The 18,527-nt window shown below is 57.2% G+C and carries 19 protein-coding genes; 13 read left to right on the top strand and 6 right to left on the bottom strand.

Annotated features, from left to right (window positions below; translation table 11 throughout):
* Positions 1-92: 92 nt before the first annotated feature.
* A complete protein-coding gene (locus H6G62_RS16245; protein WP_190496986.1) occupies positions 93-314 on the bottom strand; it encodes a hypothetical protein in 222 nt (73 codons plus the stop codon).
* A gap of 165 nt (positions 315-479) precedes the next feature.
* Here H6G62_RS16245 and H6G62_RS16240 point away from each other — a divergent pair, with 165 nt between their 5' ends.
* The gene (locus H6G62_RS16240) at positions 480-848 is read left to right on the top strand and encodes a hypothetical protein (RefSeq protein WP_190496984.1); all 369 of its coding nucleotides are present in this window, start codon (positions 480-482) and stop codon (positions 846-848) included.
* Between the two features lie 30 nt (positions 849-878).
* Here H6G62_RS16240 and H6G62_RS16235 read toward each other — a convergent pair whose 3' ends face one another.
* Positions 879-1,211 carry a cupin domain-containing protein gene (locus tag H6G62_RS16235; RefSeq protein ID WP_190496982.1) on the bottom strand — a complete coding sequence of 111 codons (333 nt, stop codon included), beginning with the start codon at positions 1,209-1,211 and terminating at the stop codon, positions 879-881.
* A 53-nt stretch (positions 1,212-1,264) separates the two neighbouring features.
* On the opposite strand from H6G62_RS16235, the gene H6G62_RS16230 reads away from it, so the two are divergent.
* The 4 genes from H6G62_RS16230 (at position 1,265) to H6G62_RS16215 (ending at position 4,799) form a co-directional block, all read left to right on the top strand.
* A complete protein-coding gene (locus tag H6G62_RS16230) occupies positions 1,265-1,846 on the top strand; it encodes a Uma2 family endonuclease (protein ID WP_190496980.1) in 582 nt (193 codons plus the stop codon).
* A 99-nt stretch (positions 1,847-1,945) separates the two neighbouring features.
* Positions 1,946-2,695, top strand: coding sequence for a class I SAM-dependent methyltransferase (locus H6G62_RS16225; protein ID WP_190496978.1), 750 nt, complete (start codon positions 1,946-1,948; stop codon positions 2,693-2,695).
* Between the two features lie 31 nt (positions 2,696-2,726).
* A complete protein-coding gene (locus H6G62_RS16220) occupies positions 2,727-3,332 on the top strand; it encodes a Uma2 family endonuclease (protein WP_190496975.1) in 606 nt (201 codons plus the stop codon).
* A gap of 318 nt (positions 3,333-3,650) precedes the next feature.
* Positions 3,651-4,799 (top strand): alanine--glyoxylate aminotransferase family protein, encoded by a 1,149-nt coding sequence (locus tag H6G62_RS16215; protein ID WP_190496973.1) that lies wholly within the window; start codon positions 3,651-3,653, stop codon positions 4,797-4,799.
* 129 nt (positions 4,800-4,928) lie between these two features.
* On the opposite strand, the gene H6G62_RS16210 is transcribed toward H6G62_RS16215, so the two are convergent.
* The gene (locus H6G62_RS16210; RefSeq protein WP_190496971.1) at positions 4,929-6,179 is read right to left on the bottom strand and encodes an EAL domain-containing protein; all 1,251 of its coding nucleotides are present in this window, start codon (positions 6,177-6,179) and stop codon (positions 4,929-4,931) included.
* Between H6G62_RS16210 and H6G62_RS16205 the strand changes: the two genes are divergently transcribed.
* Positions 6,178-6,483, top strand: coding sequence for a hypothetical protein (locus H6G62_RS16205; RefSeq protein WP_190496969.1), 306 nt, complete (start codon positions 6,178-6,180; stop codon positions 6,481-6,483). The genes H6G62_RS16210 and H6G62_RS16205 overlap by 2 nt on opposite strands.
* Before the next feature lie 475 nt (positions 6,484-6,958).
* On the opposite strand, the gene H6G62_RS16200 is transcribed toward H6G62_RS16205, so the two are convergent.
* Positions 6,959-7,315, bottom strand: a complete 357-nt coding sequence (locus tag H6G62_RS16200; RefSeq protein WP_190496967.1) for a DUF760 domain-containing protein — start codon at positions 7,313-7,315, stop codon at positions 6,959-6,961.
* Between the two features lie 298 nt (positions 7,316-7,613).
* On the opposite strand from H6G62_RS16200, the gene H6G62_RS16195 reads away from it, so the two are divergent.
* Entirely contained in the window at positions 7,614-9,506 is a 1,893-nt protein-coding gene (locus H6G62_RS16195; RefSeq protein ID WP_190496965.1) for a mechanosensitive ion channel family protein, read from the top strand.
* A gap of 67 nt (positions 9,507-9,573) precedes the next feature.
* Positions 9,574-11,529, top strand: coding sequence for an N-acetylmuramoyl-L-alanine amidase (locus tag H6G62_RS16190; protein WP_190496963.1), 1,956 nt, complete (start codon positions 9,574-9,576; stop codon positions 11,527-11,529).
* 40 nt (positions 11,530-11,569) lie between these two features.
* Here H6G62_RS16190 and tatC read toward each other — a convergent pair whose 3' ends face one another.
* Positions 11,570-12,358: a twin-arginine translocase subunit TatC gene (tatC, locus tag H6G62_RS16185; protein ID WP_190496961.1), complete on the bottom strand. Its 789-nt coding sequence runs from the start codon at positions 12,356-12,358 to the stop codon at positions 11,570-11,572.
* A 169-nt stretch (positions 12,359-12,527) separates the two neighbouring features.
* Positions 12,528-13,577 (bottom strand): helix-turn-helix domain-containing protein, encoded by a 1,050-nt coding sequence (locus H6G62_RS16180; protein ID WP_190496960.1) that lies wholly within the window; start codon positions 13,575-13,577, stop codon positions 12,528-12,530.
* A gap of 172 nt (positions 13,578-13,749) precedes the next feature.
* Here H6G62_RS16180 and H6G62_RS16175 point away from each other — a divergent pair, with 172 nt between their 5' ends.
* The 5 genes from H6G62_RS16175 (at position 13,750) to H6G62_RS16155 (ending at position 18,470) form a co-directional block, all read left to right on the top strand.
* The gene (locus tag H6G62_RS16175) at positions 13,750-14,409 is read left to right on the top strand and encodes a metalloregulator ArsR/SmtB family transcription factor (RefSeq protein ID WP_190496958.1); all 660 of its coding nucleotides are present in this window, start codon (positions 13,750-13,752) and stop codon (positions 14,407-14,409) included.
* Positions 14,410-14,427: 18 nt separating this feature from the next.
* Positions 14,428-15,471, top strand: coding sequence for a VTT domain-containing protein (locus H6G62_RS16170; RefSeq protein WP_190496956.1), 1,044 nt, complete (start codon positions 14,428-14,430; stop codon positions 15,469-15,471).
* On the top strand, positions 15,464-16,312 hold the full coding sequence (locus tag H6G62_RS16165) for a sterol desaturase family protein (RefSeq protein ID WP_190496954.1): 849 nt from the start codon (positions 15,464-15,466) through the stop codon (positions 16,310-16,312). The genes H6G62_RS16170 and H6G62_RS16165 overlap by 8 nt, the downstream gene beginning before the upstream one ends.
* 69 nt (positions 16,313-16,381) lie before the next feature.
* On the top strand, positions 16,382-16,735 hold the full coding sequence (locus tag H6G62_RS16160) for a DsrE family protein (protein ID WP_190496952.1): 354 nt from the start codon (positions 16,382-16,384) through the stop codon (positions 16,733-16,735).
* Positions 16,736-17,078: 343 nt separating this feature from the next.
* Entirely contained in the window at positions 17,079-18,470 is a 1,392-nt protein-coding gene (locus H6G62_RS16155) for a folate/biopterin family MFS transporter (protein ID WP_190496951.1), read from the top strand.
* Positions 18,471-18,527: the final 57 nt, after the last annotated feature.

The following is an 18,527-nucleotide window of genomic DNA, read 5'->3' as shown; positions in this document are numbered from 1 at the left end:
GGGGCTATCTGGTTGTTCATCCATGACTACAATCGCAACATCCGAGAAAAGCTGGCCAAGCAAGGTCATCCGGCTTTTTCCTCTAGCCTGCACTAAAATGCACTACCGGCTATTGCAAATGCCTCATCAACGTTGTCCTTATTTCTGAAAAACCGCTTGACGGTATCTACGCTGACTTGAGCCTTAGATGCAAGATTTTCGTAGGTTATTGGGCGACCATTGGTTTGCCGAAGCTGGCTTTTAGCTTGCTTCAGCCGTTTCGCCCCCTCTTCAGTCGCCTTTACACCCCGGTCGCGCTTGCTTGGGTTAGTCATGCCTTGGTATCCCTGTCGCTGTGCTGAAGGTAGCCCATCCTAGGATTCCCCAACAAGGTGCCGTTAGATGCAGTTAAGGGAACTTAACTAACTGCCCTTAACGGCTCTCGCAACCCTTGTGCAGCAAGGGCTAGATTGAGGTCATCGAATTTTTGAGTGTGTGAAATGAAACAACAGACCCGACTGAAGCAGATCCTCTCTAACGACTCTAACAGCCAACTACGGAAGCCCATCCAAACGGCCCTAAACCATAGCGATCCGGGGCATTCCAGCAAGCGACAGCAGCAAAGGGCCATTAGCCAAGAAATGGTTGAAATTGCAGTGATGTATGGGCATAAGCACTATAGCCATGGTTCTGTTTGCTACACCTTGAGGGACAGGGACTTGAAGGCTTCGCCCTATGCCCAGTTTATGGACAGCTTACGAGGGTTGACCATCGTTTGCGACGAGGGGCCGCACCAGTTGGAGCTCATTACAGCCAAATGGAACTTCGAGTGTCGCCAGCGCAAAGTGAGGTTGAACGACATGGGCTAGCCGCAGATCGGCACGCTCTGGAGATCACAGCTAACCCTCTGCCGAAAGGGTGAGCAGAAAGGCGAGGTTGGTGGTGGCCTCTAGGGCGTGGGGGGCATTGGCCAGCATCAGCACAAACACACCGGGTTCTAGGGCAATGGGTTGGCCCTCTAGGGTGAGGGTGCCGCTGCCGGAAATCACGTTGATCGTGGCATTGCGGGTGGAGGTGTGTTCCGAAATTTCCGTGCCTGCCGCCAGACAAAAGAGGCTGTATTGGCAGGTGGCATCTTTCCACAGCACCTTGCTGAGCACACCAGATTCGGGAAACTCCAGGTGGTCGTGCAGTTGCAGGGTGGTGGTGGGTGGGGTGATGAGGTGGGCCATGGTGAGAATCAGGGCGTTCTAAAATAGTGTCAGGGCGTTTTGCGGTTTTGTCTATGCTAGCCACCGTTGCCGTTAATCTGCCAAAAACCTTGCGGGTCAGTGAGGAACAGTTTGGGGCCATCGTCCAGGCCAATCCTGATTTGCGCCTAGAACTCACTGCCACGGGAGAAGTGATCGCCATGTCGCCGACCGGGAGCGAGAGTGGGAGCTACAACTTTGAACTGGGTATCGACCTAGGCATTTGGAACCGTCGAACCGCTCTGGGAAAAGCGTTCGATTCCTCCAGTGGGTTTCGGTTGCCCAATGGGGCGATTCGTTCCCCCGATGTGGCTTGGGTGGCGATGGAACGCTGGACGGCCCTCAGCCCCGACCAACGCCAGGGATTTGCCCCCCTCTGTCCCGATTTTGTGATTGAGCTACGGTCGGCAACGGATGACCTAGCCACCCTTCAGGCCAAGATGCAGGAATACATTGACAACGGCTGTCGGCTGGGCTGGCTGGTGAACCCCAAAACTCGCACCGTAGAGGTGTATCGTCCCAATGCGGCCCCCGAAACCGTCCCCTTCACAGCGACCCTATCCGGGGAATCCGTCTTGCCCGGATTTGAACTCAACCTCCATAGCCTCTTGCCCTAGGGCTTCGGGGAAGGTGAGATCCCAGGGTTCTTCAAGAACCCTGGGATCTGGGGTGCAGATTAGCGCCCCTCAGCAGCGACGATACGGAGGACTAGCACCATGACATCTCCCTGGATTGCCTACAACGACCTGGCCTGGACAGAAGACTGGCTGGCCAACCCCGCCGACTATGAAGACGAAGTCGCAACCTACCTAGGGCTGATTCAACAGTATGCCGCTGCGCCGCCTCAAACCCTATTACACCTGGGCAGCGGTGCGGGGGGAATGGATCACAGCTTCAAGCGGCATTTCACGGTCACTGGGGTGGATCTCAGTGCGGGAATGCTGGCCAAGGCTAGGGCCACCCATCCCGACATCGAATACCTCGAAGGCGATATGCGTACCCTGCGGCTAGGAAGGTTGTTCGATGCCGTGGCCATCCCTGACAGCATCGACTACATGGCCACCCTCGACGACCTCCGTAGCGCCATCGCTACCGCTGTTGCCCACCTGAAGCCGGGGGGTGTTCTCCTGGTGGTGGGCAAACCCCAAGAGCAATTCCAAAACAACAACTTTGCCTACACCGGAGAGCGCCAGGGCATCCACATCACCCTGCTGGAAAACAACTACATCAACCCCCACCACCCCAACACCTACGAGGCCACGCTGGTTTACCTCATTCGCCAGAATGGAGACCTGACGATGCACCAGGATCGCCACATTCTGGGACTATTCCCCCAAGCCACCTGGGAACAGGTCTTCCGCGATGCGGGCCTAACCCTGCACCAGCACAGCCTAGACGGCCTTTACGACCCCTACCTGCTGGCCGAGGGCAGCTATCCGCAAACCATTTTTGTCGGCGTAAACTAGGGGCAAGGCGAATCCTGTGGAGGTGTAACCGATGATTGCCGAACCTAAATTCATGCCCATGTCACCCCAGGACTACCTCGCCTGGGAAGCCCAACAGGATGAAAAATACGCCTACGTGGACGGTGAAGTCTTCGCCATGACTGGGGGTACCATTCCCCATAACCTGATTGCAGGCAACCTATTTGCGCTGCTGAAATCCCATGTGAGACAGCGCGGCTGTCGGGTCTTCATTGCCGATGTGAAGGTGCAAATTTCCCGCAATGGCCCCTACCACTATCCCGATGTGATGGTGAGTTGCGACCCTAGGGACAAAAATGCAATCAAGCTGATTCAATATCCTTGCCTGATTGTTGAGGTGCTTTCTCCTAGCACCGCCGCCTACGACCGCAGCGACAAATTTACCCATTATCGCCAAATTCCCACCCTGCAAGACTACGTCCTCATTGATGCCGAAAAAATCAGCATTGACCGCTATCGACGCATTGCGGATCGCCACTGGGATGTGCAAACCTATCTGGCCGGGGAATCCCTCGATTTACCCAGCATCGATTGGGAAATTCCCCTAGAGCGCATTTACGAAGACGTGCCGCTCTCACCCCAGGATGACGCAGAAGAGGCGGATCAGAAGGTTGAGTAGATCAGAAACTCGCTAGACCCCATATCTGTCAAGGGGTCAGGAGACCTGCCCCCTACATAAACCCAATACGGTAGGGGCGCGGTTTTCGCGCCCAATACGGCACCACACGCCCCACAACCTTAGGAGAGTCGGAAAAATTCCAGGAATGCCCTGGGATGTTGGTAAGCTGTTAATTCTTGTTTTTTGTGATCACGCTTTGGGGTCGCAGGCTCGGTGACGCCGTTTTGAGACGTTTGCAGGTCTTAAACCGTCCCAGGGCTGGCGCATTCCCCAGTGATCAAAACCCTTGTTATTGCAGAAACGCAACTGGTGGCAGGCATGGACAACAAACTGATGCTGATGATTCCGGGGCCAACCCCCATCCCCGAACAGGTGCTTTTGGCCATGGCCAAGCATCCCATGGGGCACCGCAGCGGCGAATTTAGCGCCATCATGGCCGAGGTGACGGAAAACCTCAAGTGGCTGCACCAAACCCAAAACGATGTGCTGATTCTGGCCTCCAGCGGCACCGGGGCGATGGAAGCGGGCATCATCAACTTCCTGAGCCAGGGCGATAAGGTGCTGGTGGGCAACAACGGCAAGTTTGGCGAACGCTGGGGCAAGGTGGCCCGCGCCTTTGGGCTGGATACCCAGGAAATCACGGCGGAGTGGGGCAAGCCCTTGAACCCCGATGACTTTAAAGCGGCCCTAGAAGCCGACACCGAAAAGCAGATCAAGGCCGTCATCATTACCCACAGCGAAACCTCCACCGGGGTGCTGAACGACCTGGAAACGATTAATAGCTACGTCAAGGCCCATGGGGCGCTGATTATCGTGGATGCCGTCACCAGCCTGGGCGCTTGCTCGGTGCCCGTGGATGAGTGGGGACTAGATGTGGTGGCCTCCGGTTCCCAAAAGGGCTACATGATTCCCCCTGGGTTGGCCTTCGTCAGCGTCAGCGCCAAGGCATGGCAAGCCTACGAAACTGCTACCCTGCCCAAGTTCTACCTCGACCTTGGCCCCTACCGCAAAAACGCGGCCAAAAACACCACCCCCTTCACGCCGCCCATCAACCTCTTCTTTGCCCTGCAAGCGGCCCTGCAAATGATGAAGAAGGAAGGACTAGAGGCCATCTTTGCCCGCCACGACCGCCAAAAGCGGGCCACCCGTGACGCCATGAAAGCCCTCAACCTGCCGCTGTATGGTGGCGACGACTGCGCCAGCCCCGCCATCACCGCCGTCATGCCCCAGGGCGTGGATGCGGAGAAAATTCGCTCGGTGATGAAAAAGCAGTTTGACATCGCCCTCGCCGGAGGCCAAGACCACCTCAAGGGGCAGATCTTCCGCGTGGGGCACCTGGGCTTTGTGTGCGACCGGGATATTCTCACCGCCGTTGCGGCACTAGAAGCCACCCTGGCCCACTTGGGCTATGGCGATTTCACCCCTGGGGCTGGGGTCGCGGCGGCGGGGAAAACGCTGCTGGCCTAGGGAGGCATACCCACTCCCACGGGTGGGCCACTGATATCAATAGCCCAATATCCATGGGCGAGGAGACCCCGCCCCTAAGGATTGCTGGGTAGGATGGCCCCAAACGCCGATTCCTCCTCCAGCTAGCCTCTACGGGCGCTGGCTGGGGGGATTGGCCATAAATTCTAGGATTCCACTGGAGGGCAAGGGTTTACTAAAGAGATAGCCCTGTCCAATATCGCATCCCATGTCTTCAAGAATGCCTCGGTGTTCTTCGGTTTCAATCCCTTCGGCAATGGTGATTAGCCCCAGCTTTTTAGAAATGTCAATGATGGAGCTGACCAAAATTTTGGCGCGATGGCTGGTGCAGATCTTTTGGGTAAAGGACTGATCAATTTTGAGGCTGTCAATTTCGCAGCGCTCTAGGTAGCTCAGGCTGGAGTAGCCCGTCCCAAAGTCATCCAGAGACACCTCAAATCCAGCTTTCCGACAATCATCAATGGCCTCAACGGCATCGGCTTGATCCAGGAAAATACGCTCGGTGACTTCCAGTTTGATGTGTTTAGGCAGCACTCCATAGCGCTGGGTGAGCGCTAATAGCTTTTCGCAGAAATTGGGCTCCTGGAACTGCCGTACGGAGATATTCACGCTCATAAACAGGTGGCTGGGCGACCCTGGGCCAGGTTGCCAGTGGGCCTGAAAAGTTTTGAGATCAATGCAGGCTTGCTCTAAAATCCAGTCGCCAATGGGCACAATCAGGGAGGTTTCCTCCGCCAAGGAAATAAACTGATTGGGCGACACCATACCCCGATCTGGACATTGCCAGCGCAGCAGAGACTCAAAGCCCACAATGCTGTTATCGGCCATGGAAAAGAGGGGCTGATAGTAGGGCTGAAGCTCGTCGTTGTTCACGGCTTTGTGTAGATCGGACTCCAGCTTAATTTCCTCTAGAATTTGACGGTGTTGGGGATTTTTAACATAGGCTTTTTCGGTGACGGCCAGGGTGGGCAGCACCACATGGGAAGAGTTCATGATGGTTTTGAAATAGGTATTGTAGGCACGGTTACGGTGTAGCGAAATGGAGATCAGCAACTTCACCAGTGGATTGGACGCCTCAATGCGCTCTGCGATTTGTGCAGCGGAAATCACGATGCAGCGACAGGGACACATGGCCCGTGCTGAAGCGGAACGGGGATAGGCATCAATCAGCCCCATTTCGCCAAAAATATCCCCTGGCCCCAGTACACTAAGCTGTACCGCATCACTGCCAGAACCCACAAAAATTTCAATCAGACCCGCCTCGATAATATAAGCCGCATCGGAATCGCTGCCTTCGGTAAAAATGGTTTCTCCTTCCTGAAACAACCGAATATTACAGTTGGAGGAATGTAATGGATCCATGGCGATGGACTCTGGCAATCTCGAAGGGGGCATCGTTTCAGAACTCCGCGATTGGGTGGATAAAGCCATCTCCATTAGATGGGTTTGGGTGGGGGCGGTGGACAAAGGTGACATGGCGACGATGGGATGGCAAGGGACAATCGACATTCCAAGGGCGGGATGGGGATACGAAAAGCAACAAATGATGAAAAATCAGACAGCAGAAACTACCCTGTTAGATCCCATCTCAGCAGACACGTTTTCCGTAGACGCTATCCCCAAAAATGCAATCTATACCGTCGAAGGGATGAAATGTTTTAATTGAGTGTTGGCTCATGGCATTGAAGTGCTGCCCCAGTCTACACCGGACTCTCTAGGGAGCAAATTCTCTGACCCAGACCATTCAATTCGGGATGAAAAAACGGTGCTGGCGAAAACGATAGCGGTGGCTCTGAGCTAATTGAAGCCCTTAACCCCTTGCGTTTCTATCATTATCGTAACCAACAACCATGCTTGAAAGGTAAACTTTTATTAAATCCTAGCTTAGCGCGAAATAGAAACTAGGGACAGGCTATCGTGCGCCATCTTGGCAATATCAACCTTGGGATAGAGGGTTGGGGCGGTATGGGATCGATGTGGTGGAGGGTCGGTGATGGATGCCACTATGGCAAAAACCCCCAGTCCTGTAGGGATCTGGGGGAGAAGGAGTACCGAGACCTTGCCTGTAGGGATAGACTAGCCGCCCTCGCAACCACTCCGCTGGCCTGAGAATCGAGGCTGACGCTGGGCAACCTCGACCGTTAATCGTCAAAGTCGAAGCTGTCGGAGCCGAGAAAAGAACCGGAAACAGTGTGCTCTAGTTCCATGCGCTGTTCCATTTGGCGCAGGAAGTAGCCCGTCATCATGGCGGAGGCCAGCAACCCCGCTAGGTTATCGCGGTCGGTGGTGACCTGTACATTAAAGCCATCACCGGGAAGGACACCCACAAGCCCCTGGACGTTTTGGGCAATGATCTGCTTAATCTCACCACTGACGGACTGCGCCACCCGCGTCAGCACCTCAGGGGGTTGGTGCTGAAGGTATTTCAGCAACTCGTTGGGGTGGTCGCTATCCGTTGATATGCCGATAAATTCAGCGTCTTCAGGGTTGAATGCCATAAAACCTTAGAGACCTCTGGTCACAACGTAGGCATAGGGAAGGTAGACATAGGAAAAGAATAAGTGTGAATTGCGACTTAATCTGATTCTGGTTATAGAGTGCCCATTCCCTAGGGTATACCTATCAGTATTCCCGATGATAGCGTAACAAATCGTGAAATGTGGGATTGACTGGCCCCAGAGACCGGGGAACGGTTACAAGGGAAGCGGGGGCGACATTCGCCCTATCATGGGTTCCCGGTGATCGTTGGGGAGAGATCCCCGCCACCATGACGATTTGGCGAGGAGGATAAACGCCTTGAACTATCGGCAAAGGGATAATCGGGGGCGTAACTATTCGTCACCAACCTATCGAGAATGCCACTCTCGGCAACAGCCCTATCGACGGCAAAACCGGGGCGTTCGTGGGCCTAGCTGGGCGCGTTGGCTGGGGATGTGGCTGTCGGTGGGATTGGTGGTGGGCCTCGTGATGGGTCTGGTGGGGCCAGGGCTAAGGCCGGGGCTAGCGCAGTTTCCTAACCCGTTGGGGGCTGGGGGAGGCAATAGCCCACCCTTGGGGGTGCAGCGCATTGGGGTGCTGGAGGTCACCACGATTACCTTAGATGGCCATGATCTGTTCAACATTGCATCTCCGGTGGTGTTTAACCGCAATGAACCGGGGGATCTGGTGCCCGTGGAGGTGCGGGCCAGACAGATTGAGACCCATCTCGGCCAGGTGGTGGGTCAGGCGCTGCAATACCTCACGGACAATGCAGAACTGGAGATCCTTGAGACCGAGGTAGAGTCGGTCATTCAGGTCAGTATTCAGGACATGAATCAACTGCCTGTGATCTTTGCCACCATCGGCAACCTACCAGAACTGAGGGGGTTGCTCACCATCATCGACAGCGATGCCCAATACCACGGGGTCACGAAGCGAGAACTGGCGGAAACCTGGCGAGATGTCCTAGACGAGGAGTTGCAAAAGGCTTTAGCCAGTCGTTTACCCGGTGCCCTTCAGCAACGGTTGCGGCTGACCGGACTACTTTTGTTGGTCGGCCTGTTGATCACCTTGGCCTTGGTGGGAACCTGGCAAGTGCTGGGCTGGCGCAAGCGTGTCCTCGAACAGCGCAAGGCGGACAAAACCAGCGGCCTTGCCCCCCCATTGCCGGAGGAGGATGGGCGATTCCTTTCCAGGGCGTTGCCCTACACCATTTCCCTCGATCAGCGGCTGCACTTAGTGGCCCTGTTGCGCTGGCTGATGTTTTGGAGCATTGCCTTTGTGTGGATCGCAACCCTAGCCAGCATTCTCTATCAGTTTCCTGAGACCCGACGCTACGCCTCAGGGCTGTTTTCGACTCCGGCGCTGCTGCTGTTGATCTGGTTTGTGGCGGGGTTCGTCAACCGCATTGCCAACCTCACGATTGATCGCATTGCCCATGCCTGGGAGAAAAATGAACTGGGCAGTGTGGAAAATATCCAGCAAAAGTCGATGCGAATTTCCACCATTATCCGTGCGGCGAAGGGCCTCAAAACAACGTTGATCTACAGCCTAGCGCTGCTGTGGTTGTTGCAGGTGTTGAACTTGGCCCCGGCGTCGCTGTTGGCCTTTGGGGCGGTAGCGGCCTTGGCCATTTCCTTTGCGGCCCAGAACTTAGTCAAGGATTTGGTTAACGGCGTCTTAATTCTGCTGGAGGATCAGTACGCCATTGGGGATCTGGTGTCTACGGGGAGTGTGACGGGCATTGTGGAAAATCTCAATCTGCGGATTACTCAAATTCGCGGTGAAGATGGCCGCTTGGTGACCCTACCCAATAGCCTCATCGCCCAGGTGGAAAACCTCAGTCGCACCTGGTCGCGGGCCACCCTGAAAATTGATGTGGCCTATGGCACCAATGTGGATCAAGCCCTGGCCGTGGTGCAACAAACGGCTCAGCACATGGCCCAAGACCCAACCTGGAGCTATCTGATCCTCGATCCCACGGAAGCCCTGGGGGTAGAAGCCATCACCCATGCGGGGCTAACGCTGCTGCTGTGGATTCGCACCCGTCCATTAAAACAGTTTTTGGTGGCGAGGGAGTTTCGTCGTCGTCTGCGCATTGCCTTTGAACAGGCCGACATTACCATCGGCGTTCCCCAGCAGGTCTGGCATGGTCTCCCCGCCGATCCACCCCAAGGGGATTTGTTAGCGTCAGAAACGTCTCAACCGTAAATGGCTCAGTTTTTGCAAACTGAGCTACCATCTAAGCCGATTTAGCGGGTGTGGGAGGCCGATTCGCTTGCGCATTCAACAGGTATTTACAGGCGTGGTGGGGGTGGTGGGGGTTTGCCTCTTTGGGGGGATGCCCGCCAAGGCCATCTCTCGCCTGCAAACCTGGCAGTTTGACACGGGCCAAAATCGCTTTATGTTTACCACCGAGGGCGGCGTGCAGCCCCAGGTGAGCCTAGGCCAAAACCCTAACCGACTCATTATTGATCTACCCGGCATTGTGCCCGATGAGGCCATGGCCGACCAGTTCATTGGCGGCGCGGTGCGGGCGGTCAAGGTGATGCAGGCCGATGCCCGCACTACGCGCATTGTGCTGGAACTGGATCCTAACTATCCTATTGATCCTCAACAGGTCAGGGTGTGGGGGCTAACCGAATCCCAGTGGGTGGTGCAGTTGCCCAGCCTTACCCCCGAGGCGGATAGCGAGGATCGCACCAAGGCTGGCCGCGATCCCCATCGGCCCTCCCACCATCCCTCGGCAGCATCATGGCCGATGATCCCACTGCCCGATCACCCTGCCTCGGTTCAGATAGCAGAACCGTCGGTCTCGACAACGGAGGCGTTGTCTCCAACAAATACTTTGTCCCCACCGGATGCTCTGTCCCCACCGGATGCTTTGTCCAGAACACATACCCTCTTCACGACGAATACATTATCCACGGCAAACCCCACCCTTGGGGCGGTGACTAGGCCCACGGATCAGCCCACGACGGATCAGCCCACGGTGGTTGCGGCCTCAACGGTCGCAGCCCGTCCCGCCATCAGCCTTTCCTCTCGTCCCGCCCCCAGTTCCACCCTTAGCCCGTTCCCGTTTCCCTCGGCGCGGCCTGCTGCCGATCAGCCACAACCCGCCCCGGCCCCCGTTCACCTAACCCCGCGCCCTGCGAACCCTCTGCCGCCCCTGCTCAGCCGCAACCAGGTCAGCTATACCCCTGTGTCCACTATGGCCACCGTCATTCAGGGTATTCAGACGACGCCCCAGGGGTTCTTTATCCCCATGGCGGGGGCCACGCCCCAGGTGCAGGTCTATCGCACCCGCGATGCTCAACAGATGCGGCAAATTGTGGTGGATGTGCTGAATGCCGCCATTCCGCCCCAACTCACCCCTGAGGCTCTGCCGCCCCATCGCTACGGCATTGCCCGCTGGACAGTAACCCAGTTTCCGACCCTGCCCCCGGCGGTGCGTATTACCCTCAACCTAGACAACGTTAGCCCCGATTGGCAGGTGAGCCCGGTGGTGGGTGGGTTGATGATCACCCCCATTGGCACGGCTCCCCAGCAGATTGCAACCCCGCCAACGACCGTGGTTTTGCCCGTCATTCACTCGGCTTCTGCGGCCCAGTCGCCCCCCCCATCGATCTACCCAGGGGTGACAGCCGCGATGGCTCAGGCTGTGAATGCCCCCCAACCTCAACGGGGTCAAGTTTTGGTGATGCTGGATCCGGGCCATGGGGGATCAGATCCGGGGGCCATTGGTATTGGTGGGTTGCAGGAAAAGGGGGTGGTGATAGCGGTATCTCACCATGCCGCCAACGCCCTCCGTAGCCAGGGCATTGCGGTGCAGATGACCCGTCAAGGCGACGAAACCCTCGATCTACAACCCAGGGTAGACCGAGCCGCCGCCGCCAATGCGACCATCTTTGTCAGCATCCACGCTAATGCCGTGAACATGCAGCGCCCGGAGGTCAACGGTCTGGAGACCTACTATTTTTCTGAGGCGGGGTTGCCCTTGGCCAACGCCATTCATCGGCGGGTAATGGGAACCGTGGCCATGAACGACCGAGGCGTGAAACAGGCGCGATTCTTTGTTCTGCGCCGCACCACGATGCCCTCCACACTGATTGAAATTGGCTTTGTCACCGGAGCTTTGGATGCGCCCAAACTGCGCGATCCCCAGTGGCAAGCTCAGATGGGCCAAGCTATCGCCCAGGGCATTCTTGACTATCTCCAGGGCGGCGGACGGTAGCAGGGCTGATAGCAGATGAGAGCCCTTACAGGATCCGATCCTAGCGGCCAATGGCTTTGACCAGGAAAATACCGCCAAAGTAGAGGAACAATACTGCACCGCCTAGCAAGCTTTGGGTCACAGGGTCGGTAGACGGAGTTAGCACCGCCCCCAGCACCGCCGCCCCCAGCAGCACGTAGCGCCAGCCGGAGAGCATTTGCTTGGAGTTCACAATGCCCAACAGCCCCAATAGCAGTTGCAACACGGGAATTTGGAATGCTAAACCCGTACTGAACAGCAGCAGCAGCACAAACTCAAAGTACCGATCAATCGACCACAACTGCTCCACCACATCGGCCCCGTAGCTGATGAAGAAATTCAGGGCGGCAGGGATAAGGGCGAAGTAGGCGAAGAACAACCCAGTAAAGAACAGCACGCTAGACCCCAGCACCATCGGCCCCACCAAGCGGCGTTCGCGACGGGTCAACCCAGGCAGCACAAACATCACAATCTGGTAGAGGATGAAGGGACTGGCAATCACCAGGCCGCTGTAGCCCGCCACCTTGAGGGACACAAAGAAATATTCCCCCGGTGAAAGTTGGAGAAACTTGACCCCTTGGGCAGGCACTTCCAACAGGCTCACAATACGATTGACCTGCCAAAAACAGGCCACAATGCCCACCAGCACGGCAATTAACGAGTAGAAGATCCGCATTCGCAGTTCTTCCAAGTGGTCGAACAGCGACATTTCCACATCGTAGGGCGCTTCATCCAGGTCAACCTCAGGGGCGGCACCGTTGAGGCTGGTCTGCTGGGGAATGGCGGTGTCAAGATCGGTGGGCGGCGTCATGGCGGCGGCAATATCCCAGGGTGAAGGTCTTGGTTACGGTGTCTTTGGACTTATGGTGTCTCTTATTGTAGCGGGATGCTCTAGCACTCTTAGGTGAGCCAGCTTTCCCCCAGGTGTTTTGGCTAGTCACCGTTGCAGCATGGGAATCCCCAGTCCAATCTGGCTGAATCTAGGGCGTTTCTAAATCAGCGGCATCGGAGTCTGGGGTGAGGTTAAGAGTACGTACGGCCCCGGAGTTGCCCAGCACTACCGGATCTTCACCGTTAAAGGACAGGGAAACGCCGCCTGCATTACCCGTCGTGAACACTAAGGTATTCTCGGCTGTCCAGGTTTCTTCATAGCCACTGTCGGAGGTGCCCTCGTAGACGGTGCGCCCATCGGCCACCACACTCAGCCAGGATCGCTCGGACAGGCGCACCGCCACCACAATGGGAGCCTCTAGGGCCACGGGTTCCGGTTCCGGTTCGGGCTCAGGAACCACCGGGGGAGCGGTTTCGGCGGAGGTAACTTCTTCAGAGGGCGGTTCAGGGGCATCAGCCGTTTGAGGATTTTGCCCTCGGCCCAGCACCATGCCAATGCCGCCGCCAATCAGCACAATCGCCGCCACCATCAGCAGCCAGAGGGGAAATCCACCGCTGCGCCGCTCTGGCACGGGGGTGAGGGGCGGTAGGGATGTCGAAACTGGCGAAATCGGCGTCTTCTGCACCGTAGAAGCCGGAGCCTTGGCAGGCTGAGCCGTAACCGCTGCACGAGCCGCTGCCGATGGGACGGGCTCAGGAGCAGGGATAGGCTCAGGGGCGGGGATAGGTTCAGGAGCCGGAATTTGGGCCTGGGCAACAGCGGGGGCCGGAGTGGGCTGGGGAGCAGCCTGAGGATCAGGTTTGGGGGCCGAGGCCGGAGCGACAGCGCCATTCCCCATGGCCGGAGTCGCCGAGATGGAGTCAGCCATCATGGGCGGCGGCGTCACCACAAACTCTTGGGAAATGGCCTTGCCATCCAGCCCTAGAGCTTCGGCATAGCGGCGGATGAAGCCTTGAATGAAGACAGGTTCCGGTAGCTGATCCTCGCGCCCGGTCTCCAGGGCTTGCAGCAGGGCAGGGCGGATGAAAATTTGATTGGCCAGGATGTCTAAGGACAGTCCTTGCTCTTGCCGCACTTGCCGAAGATAATCCCCGATGCGTTGCAGTTGATCAACCTGGATAGGCGCTAAGTTGGCCACGCGACCTCCCTGAACTCGGCGATGGTTAACGAATCTAAACGAAGTTATTTTAATGGATGGCGGTAATGGATGTCTTGGTTCGTCCATCCCCATTTGGGATTCGTCGCAGGTGGGCGACAATATTATTCAATTATTCCGTATAGTAATTGAATATTTATGACGGGTTAAAACAATGACTATCGCCCATCGCAAACGGCAACTGTTGGAGCAGTTGGCCACCCTGGCCAAGGCGCTGGGGCATGAGTATCGCTTAGAACTGTTGGAGTTGATTGCCCAGGGGGATCGCAGCGTCGAGAGCCTCACCCAACTGATGGATTTGCCCATTGCCACGGTGTCCCAGCACTTGCAGCACCTGCGCCGTAGTGGGTTGGTCACGGCCCGCAAGGAGGGGCGCTATGTGTACTACCACCTGGCCGATGACGAGGTGGTGCAGTTAACTCGCCTGCTGCGGCGGGTAGCTGAGCGGAATTTGACCGAGGTGCAGCAACTGATGACGCAATATTTCCAGGGCGGCGATGGCCTGGAGGCCATTACCATTCCCGATTTGGTAGATCGCCTCCAGACGGGCCGCGTCACCCTGCTGGATGTCCGGCCTGCGGAGGAATATGCCGCTGGTCATCTGCCGGGGGCGATCAACATTCCCCTGGCGGAACTGACCCAGCGATTGCAGGAATTGCCCGCCGATGGTGAGGTGGTGGCCTATTGCCGTGGCCCCTATTGTGCCCTGTCCCATGACGCGGCGGCGCTGCTGCAACAGCAGGGCTTTACCGCCCTGCGACTACAGGAAGGCTATCCCGAATGGAAAGCCGAAGGTTTACCTGTCCATGTTTAACGGTCTGAGGTGCTGAGCATGACTCGCTATCGTCGGTTTTTAAGGCCAACGGGGCTGAACCTGTCCCCCAAAGTGGCTCGCCTGGGGCTGATGGCCCTGTTGGCTGGCGGACTCCCGTTGGCGTTGGCCTATCGCCAGTCCTTTGCTGCGGTCAATCTGGAAAGCTGGGTGGCCCAAGCTGGCATCTTCGGCCCTCTGGTGTTCATGGTGGTCTATGCCATCGCCACGGTGTTACTGTTGCCCGGATCGGTACTGACTCTGACCGGAGGGGCTCTGTTTGGCCCTGTTTGGGGCACCCTCTACAACCTCACGGGAGCGGTGTTGGGAGCCACGCTCGCCTTTTTGATGGCCCGCTACCTGGCCCTGGATTGGGTAGAGCATCGGGTGGGGGGCCAGTTAAAGCAACTCAAACAGGGGGTAGAGGCGGAAGGATGGCGCTTTGTGGCCCTGGTGCGCCTGGTGCCGCTGCTGCCCTTTAACCTGTTGAACTACGGCCTAGGGCTGACCCGCATTCCGCTGACTCACTTTGTGCTGGCTTCCTACCTGTTTATGCTACCCGGTGCCATCGCCTATACCTACCTGGGCTATGCCGGACGAGAAGCCATTGCAGGCGGCGAAGACGCCATCCAAAAAGGATTATTGGCCCTATCGCTGCTGGCTCTGGTGGCTTTTATGCCTCGCTTGGTCAAGCACCTACGCCCGCTAACGATGATCAGCACCGTTGAATTGCAGCGCCGTTTGCAAGCGGAAGATCCCATCTGGGTCATCGACGTTCGCAGTCAAGCCGACTTTTGGGGAGAGCCAGGACACATTCCAGGGGCGCTGAATATTCCCCTGGAAGCTTTGCGGCCAGAGGATCCGACGCAACTACCGATGGGTAAAGACCACCCCCTGGCTCTAGTGTGTCGCACGGATCGACGATCCAGTCAGGCGGCCCAACAGTTAATGCGCTCCGGCTTTACCCAGGTCAGCGTGGTCAAAGGTGGCATGACCGACTGGCAACGCAACCAATTCCCAATCCAAACCGCTGCACCGCATCGAGGAGAGACCCACCATGCTTGAAGACACCCTTTTGGTTCAAGAACCCCTGATTCGCTCGGTTTTCTTTTTTGGCATCTTAGGGATCATGGCCCTCTGGGAACGCCTGTCCCCCAGCCGTCGCCTATCGGTGTCGAAGCCGCTGCGGTGGGGCAGTAATTTGGGGTTGGTGGTGCTGAATACGGTGCTATTGCGGGCGGGGTTTCCCCTGGCGGCGGTGGGGTTTGCGGCCATTGCGGCTGAACAGGGGTGGGGATTATTCAACGTGGTAGCGCTACCGGGGTGGCTGGCGATCCTGCTCTCTGTCATGGCGCTGGATCTGGTGATTTACTGGCAGCATGTGATGTTCCATGCCCTGCCCACCCTCTGGCGGTTGCACAAGGTTCACCACGCCGACCGCGATTTCGATGTCACCACTGGGCTACGGTTCCATCCCATCGAAATTTTCCTGTCCATGGGCATCAAAATTGCGGCGATTGCCCTGCTGGGTGCGCCCCCGGTGGCGGTGCTTATTTTTGAGGTGCTGCTGAATGCCACCGCCATGTTCAACCATGGCAACGTCAGTTTGCCCCGTTCGGTGGATCGCCTGCTGCGCTGGGTTGTTGTCACCCCCGACATGCATCGCATTCATCACTCGGTGATAACCCAGGAAACCAATAGCAACTATGGGTTTAACCTGCCCTGGTGGGACTACCTGTTTGGTACCTATCGAGCCCGCCCCGCCAAGGGCAACCAGGGCATGACCATTGGTTTGACGGAGTATCAAAACACGCTGCGGGTCGCTCAACTGCCCTGGGTGCTACTGCTGCCGTTTAGCAGGCAGACCGATGACACAACGCTCTCATCCCGTCCCAAGGCTGGTTGACGTGGCGGCAAGCACCAGATTCGCTCTTTACATTAGTTGGCTCACTCATTCGGTTTGAGGTTTCTCACCATGAAAACTCTGTTCATCCTTAACGATGCCCCCTACGGCACCGAAAAAGCCTACAACGCCTTTCGCATGGCCATGGCTCTGCAAAAAGAACACCCGTCAGTTGAAGTGCTGATCTTTCTGATGGCCGATGCCGTGACCTGTGCCCTGCCCAATCAATCTACACCCCAGGGCTATTACAACATCGAGCGAATGCTCAAAGCTGTCTTACACAAAGGCGGCCAGGTGAAAACCTGTGGCACCTGTGCCGATGCACGGGGCATTCGAGACTTGCCGTTGATGGATGGCATTGAACACAGCACGATGAGCCAACTTACCCAATGGACGGTTGAAGCCGATAAAGTTCTCACCTTTTAATGGCGGTTACGGTAAAGCCATCCGCCGTCCCTTCCACTTAACTAGAGCGTAACTATGCTAAAACCAGGCATGGCGGTCTTTGACGAGAACGCCGAACACTATGACCATCGGATGGGTTGGCGGAGTGTGACCCATACTGGTCAAGGCTTTGCTGCGTTGTGGTGGGGCTAACGCAGCCTAACTCAAGATTTTGCCGACCGACTCATAGGGGCATGGGCAGCGAACCCATTGACCCCTAATCTCTAGGCTCTGCGGACTTTGGAGGGACAGGCTATGATGAAGGACAAAGTTGACATTTCTTAATGTTGGCTTGTACTAAGACTGTCAAGGATCGTGCTTGTCTATGGCTGTATCGTCATCGTCCTCTGGGGGCATCAAAGGGTTCCTAGAGAACCGCATTCTCCAGGGTCAACCCCTCACCTCCGAGCTAGTGGCCATTTTGGTGGTCTATTTTGTGCAGGGCATTTTGGGGTTAGCGCGGCTGGCGGTAAGCTTTTTCCTCAAGGACGATCTGGGCCTGACTCCGGCGGAGGTGGCCGCATTAACGGGGATCGCCGCCCTGCCCTGGACGATTAAGCCCCTGTTTGGCTTTATTTCTGATGGCTTGCCCATTGGGGGCTATCGGCGACGGCCCTACTTGGTGCTGTCGGGCCTGTTGGGGGCGGCGGCGTGGCTGGCTCTGGCGACGGTGGTGCAGTCGGGCTGGGCGGCGATTTTGGCGATTACCCTCAGTTCCCTTTCGGTGGCCATCGGCGACGTGATTGTCGATTCCCTGGTGGTGGAACGGGCGCGGGGCGAATCCCAAGGCGAAGCAGGCACCCTGCAATCCTTGGCCTGGGGCGCTTCGGCGGTGGGTGGCCTAATGACGGCCTACCTGGGCGGCGTGTTGCTAGAGCAAGTCAGCACCCGCGCGGTGTTTGCCATCACGGCGACCTTTCCGCTGATTGTGTCCTGCGTCGCCTGGATTATCCAGGAAGATCCCGTGGAGGAATCCCCTACGTGGTCGGTAATTCAGGGGCAGATGGGGCAACTTTGGCAGGCCATTCGCCAGCGGGCGATCTGGATGCCTGCGCTATTTCTGTTTCTGTGGCAGGCCACCCCCACCGCCGATGCCGCCTTCTTCTTTTTCACCACCAACGACCTGGGCTTTCAGCCAGAGTTTCTGGGTCGGGTGCGGCTGGTGACGAGTGTGGCGGCGCTGCTGGGCATTTGGGTATTTCAGCGGTTTCTGCGGACGGTGCCCTTTCGCACCATTTTTGCTTGGTCAACGGTGCTCTCTAGCCTGCTGGGGATGTCGATGCTGCTGCTGGTCACCCACGCCAACCGCAGCCTCGGCATCGACGACCAGTGGTTTAGCCTGGGCGACAGCCTGGTGCTGACGGTGATGGGAGAGATTGCCTTCATGCCCGTGCTGGTGCTGTCGGCGCGGCTTTGTCCGCCCGGTGTGGAGGCCACCCTGTTCGCCCTGCTGATGTCGATTGTGAACCTGGCGGGGCTGCTCTCCCACGAGTTGGGGGCCTTGCTCACCCACTGGCTGGAGGTGACAGAAACCAACTTTGATCACCTCTGGCAACTGGTGCTGATCACCAACCTGACGACGCTGCTGCCCCTGCCCCTGTTGGCCCTACTGCCTGCGACATCCTCCCAAGGGGAAGGCAGCGAGGACGCCCAAATTCTGTGGCAATCCGCCGATCCGCCGCCCCATAACCCCGACCAAGAAACGGCTTCTGTTTAGCCGCTGACTTCCAACGCTAAGTCTTGGCCCTCACCCCCAGCCCCTCTCCCACGAGGA

Origin of the sequence: Phormidium sp. FACHB-1136, assembly GCF_014697375.1 — a bacterium.
In the GTDB taxonomy this organism is placed as follows: domain Bacteria; phylum Cyanobacteriota; class Cyanobacteriia; order Phormidesmidales; family Phormidesmidaceae; genus Nodosilinea.
Note: the sequence above shows the minus strand (reverse complement) of the source record. Positions and strands in the feature narration are given on the sequence as shown.

Coding starts and splice junctions, on each gene's coding strand:
- H6G62_RS16210 (WP_190496971.1), bottom strand. CDS start 6,179: ATGGATCCATTACATTCCTCCAACTGTAATATTCGGTTGTTTCAGGAA.
- H6G62_RS16220 (WP_190496975.1), top strand. CDS start 2,727: ATGATTGCCGAACCTAAATTCATGCCCATGTCACCCCAGGACTACCTC.
- H6G62_RS16165 (WP_190496954.1), top strand. CDS start 15,464: ATGCTTGAAGACACCCTTTTGGTTCAAGAACCCCTGATTCGCTCGGTT.
- H6G62_RS16155 (WP_190496951.1), top strand. CDS start 17,079: ATGGCTGTATCGTCATCGTCCTCTGGGGGCATCAAAGGGTTCCTAGAG.
- H6G62_RS16160 (WP_190496952.1), top strand. CDS start 16,382: ATGAAAACTCTGTTCATCCTTAACGATGCCCCCTACGGCACCGAAAAA.
- H6G62_RS16245 (WP_190496986.1), bottom strand. CDS start 314: ATGACTAACCCAAGCAAGCGCGACCGGGGTGTAAAGGCGACTGAAGAG.
- H6G62_RS16175 (WP_190496958.1), top strand. CDS start 13,750: ATGACTATCGCCCATCGCAAACGGCAACTGTTGGAGCAGTTGGCCACC.
- H6G62_RS16230 (WP_190496980.1), top strand. CDS start 1,265: ATGCTAGCCACCGTTGCCGTTAATCTGCCAAAAACCTTGCGGGTCAGT.
- H6G62_RS16200 (WP_190496967.1), bottom strand. CDS start 7,315: ATGGCATTCAACCCTGAAGACGCTGAATTTATCGGCATATCAACGGAT.
- H6G62_RS16235 (WP_190496982.1), bottom strand. CDS start 1,211: ATGGCCCACCTCATCACCCCACCCACCACCACCCTGCAACTGCACGAC.
- H6G62_RS16170 (WP_190496956.1), top strand. CDS start 14,428: ATGACTCGCTATCGTCGGTTTTTAAGGCCAACGGGGCTGAACCTGTCC.
- H6G62_RS16205 (WP_190496969.1), top strand. CDS start 6,178: ATGGCGATGGACTCTGGCAATCTCGAAGGGGGCATCGTTTCAGAACTC.
- H6G62_RS16240 (WP_190496984.1), top strand. CDS start 480: ATGAAACAACAGACCCGACTGAAGCAGATCCTCTCTAACGACTCTAAC.
- tatC (WP_190496961.1), bottom strand. CDS start 12,358: ATGACGCCGCCCACCGATCTTGACACCGCCATTCCCCAGCAGACCAGC.
- H6G62_RS16225 (WP_190496978.1), top strand. CDS start 1,946: ATGACATCTCCCTGGATTGCCTACAACGACCTGGCCTGGACAGAAGAC.
- H6G62_RS16215 (WP_190496973.1), top strand. CDS start 3,651: ATGGACAACAAACTGATGCTGATGATTCCGGGGCCAACCCCCATCCCC.